This is a genomic window from Hyalangium gracile (assembly GCF_020103725.1).
Taxonomy (GTDB): Bacteria; Myxococcota; Myxococcia; order Myxococcales; family Myxococcaceae; genus Hyalangium; species Hyalangium gracile.
In genome coordinates, this window is record NZ_JAHXBG010000058.1 from 1 (window position 1) to 2,964 (window position 2,964).

The following is a 2,964-nucleotide window of genomic DNA, read 5'->3' on the forward strand; positions in this document are numbered from 1 at the left end:
AGTCCATGGCGAAGCGGAACTCGCCGCCCTTCTCGCCGTAGTTGACGGAGGCATAGGCCTCCACGCTCAGGTACGAGAGGGCGCGGTGGCTCACGTCCAGGCGGGTGATGAAGGACTTGTCGGACAGGTTGCCCAGGGTGGAGAGCACGAAGGACGTCCTGTCCCAGGAGCCGGGCCCTGCCAGCACGCCGAAGACACCGGCGTAGTGCTCGCCCAGGAAGAAGGGCTGAAAGGCGCCCTGGGCGATGAGGTAGGGGTAGACGATGGAGGTGTCGTAGCCGGTGGAGTTGTAGAAGTACTCCACGCCCACGGTGGCGCTCTCGTTCTCGCTGTAGGCGAAGGTGTAGTTGGCGCCGCCGGCCACCTGCGGAGTGAAGCCGGTGGGGAAGTAGCTCTCCACGGGCAGCTGCCGCAGGTCATCGAAGGAGTCGAACTCCAGGTCCTGGGCCTGCTCGATGAAGTCCTGGAGGGACATGCCAGCGGGCAGCCGGTAGAGGGGCGTCTCCGAGCCCTTGCGCAGGGCGGCCTCGGCGTAGACGTCGAAGGGGCCCAGCGCGGTGGACAGGTCCACGCCGAAGCGGGGCTTGCGGCCGCGCTGGAGCACGGCGCTCAGGCCGAGCTCGGACTCGCCCAGCACCACCTCGGCGCGGGTGGCGCCGCCGATGCGGCCCAGGGTGGAGGCCGGCCCGGCGTTGTCCAGCAGGGCGATGGCGTAGAAGTTCCAGCCCTCGGCCTCCCAGGGCACGTGCAGCTTGAGCATGGAGGCACCGGTGCGCGCATCGAAGACGGCCAGCGGGTCCCTGCGCTGCGGGGAGAGGAAGTCAGTGGGGTTCCAGAAGCGGGCGGTGCCCCACTTGACGTGCTGCTTGCCGGCGGTGACGAACACCGTGCGAGCGATGTCGAAGCGCAGCCAGGCCTGGTCCAGCAGGACGCGGGGGTTGGGAACGGTGGCGCCCGGAGTGGTGGGGGCGCCCGTGCTGGAGCCGTTGCCCAGGAGGTTGGTGGTCTGGCTGCCCACGGTGGGATCGAAGCTGAGGCGGCCGACCACCATGCCGCGCAGCCTGTCGGTGGGCCGGGCGTCGAAGTAGCCGTCCACCAGGGTGGGAGCGGAGAAGGTGGTGCTGCCGAAGGAGACGCCCTGGTTGGCCTGGGCGATGGCGCGCAGATAGAACTGGCCGCCGATCTTCAGCGGGTCGTCGACGTGCTCCTCGGAGCCGAAGGCCTCCGCCTGCGTGGGGCCGCTGAGGGCCTGCTCGTCGCGCGTCTCCTCGCGACCGGACTGATCCACGCCCGGCGGCTGCGCGGGCGGGGGCTCATCGGCTCTTACTCTCGAGCCAGGCCTTGGTGAAGATGTTGGCCTCCAGCGACCGCAGGTCCACGCTCTTGATGAGGATGACGGTGGAGTTGGCCTTCTCCACCTCGTCGTAGATGCGTATCTCCTGCGGGTACCATACCTCCGCGCCCTTGGACTCGCTGAAGAGCTTCTGCCACTTGGGGTAATAGAGGGTGCGCATGAGCCGGCCGGAGAGGGCGAACTCCTGGCGCTTGAGGATGTTGCTCGTGTCCTTGTCCGCCCACATCTTGATGACGGGGTAGGCCACGTCGATGTTGGGCCTGGCCTTGAGCGCCAGCTTGTGCACCTGGAACTTGCCCAGGGCCTCCTCGCCCTCGTAGGTGGGGTCATACTCCTCGGCCAGACGGGACTCGTCGAAGTCGGCGCGGCGGCTGTCGGTGCCGGCGATGCGCTCGCGCTCGGTGCGCCGCTCCCACTTGCCCACGTTCGGGTCGTAGCTCCACAGGTTCTTGTCCAGGCGCAGGTAGCCCTTGCCGGATTCGCCCTTGGGCTTGGTGAAGAGGATCATCAGCTTGTCGTCGGCGTCGCGGCGGTAGACGAGCGCCTCGCGCACGGTGTCGGCTTTGTCCTTCTCCTTCTGCTCCAGGTAGACCAGCGACTTGTAGTCGCCGCCGTTGCGCTGGCGGTCGTCGATGACCTCCAGCAGCTTCTTCATCTCGGCCGCATCCAGGGCGAAAGCCGCCGGAGAGGCGAGCAGCACCGCGGCCACCGCGGCGGACAGCAGGTTGCGAGGCGTCATGTGAGGGTCACCCGATGTGGTGCATGGCCGTGACGGGCTTCATCCGCGCGGCCAGGAAGGAGGGAATGAGGCTCACCACCATGGAGGCCACGGTGATGAGGACCACGGCGAACACGACGGAGCCGGGCTCGACCTTGAGGAACCAGTGCTCGGTCAGGAGCATCACCTGGACCACCTCGGGGGCCACCACCTGCTGGGCGTTGAGGAACAGGCAGAGCAGGGTGGCCAGCACGGCGCCCGTCACGGTGGCGGTGAGGCTGAGCATGAGCGCCTCGGTGAGGAACATCACCAGCACGCGGCCCTTCTGCATGCCGATGGCGCGCAGGGTGCCGATCTCCCGGGTGCGCTCGCGGATGGCGATCCACAGCGTGTTCATGATGCCCACGGCGATGACCACCAGCAGCAGGAACGTCAGGCCACCGGTGATGGCACCCAGCGCTCCCACGACCCACTTCACGAAGGAGATCTCGTCCTCCCAGTTGGTGATGTCGAGCTTCTGCCCCGTCCAGCCCTCGCGGTTCACGACATCGAACTTCATCCAGTAGGACCGGGGGTCGTTGTCCATCACCGTGTAGCCCACCATGGGAAGCCTCTCGCGCAGCCGCTGCTGCACGGCGGGGATGTCCTTCATGTCCTTGAGGTACAGGTGGATGGCGCCGGTGGCGTCATCCTTGAGCTGGTAGAGGTCCCGCAGGCTCTTGCTGGGCACGAAGGTGTTCCACGAGCTCATCATCCCGATGTTGGCGGCGATGGCGACCACGCGGACATCCAGGGTGTTGTTGGTGCCGCGCATGGTGGGGGCCGCCAGCGTCAGCGTGTCGCCCACCTTCACCTCGAGCTTCTTGGCCTGCTCCTCGAAGATGAGGATGGT

3 protein-coding genes are annotated in these 2,964 nt (G+C 67.2%); all 3 read right to left on the reverse strand.

The genetic code is table 11. From position 1 onward, the window contains the following. Positions 1-1,288: hypothetical protein (locus KY572_RS46700; protein WP_224250296.1), on the reverse strand; the 1,288-nt coding region annotated here is incomplete at its 3' end. Between the two features lie 25 nt (positions 1,289-1,313). Further along, positions 1,314-2,093 (reverse strand): outer membrane lipoprotein-sorting protein, encoded by a 780-nt coding sequence (locus tag KY572_RS46705; protein ID WP_224250297.1) that lies wholly within the window; start codon positions 2,091-2,093, stop codon positions 1,314-1,316. A 7-nt stretch (positions 2,094-2,100) separates the two neighbouring features. Further along, on the reverse strand, positions 2,101-2,964 hold an 864-nt coding region (locus tag KY572_RS46710; protein ID WP_224250298.1), incomplete at its 5' end, for an ABC transporter permease.

Coding starts and splice junctions, on each gene's coding strand:
- KY572_RS46705 (WP_224250297.1), bottom strand. CDS start 2,093: ATGACGCCTCGCAACCTGCTGTCCGCCGCGGTGGCCGCGGTGCTGCTC.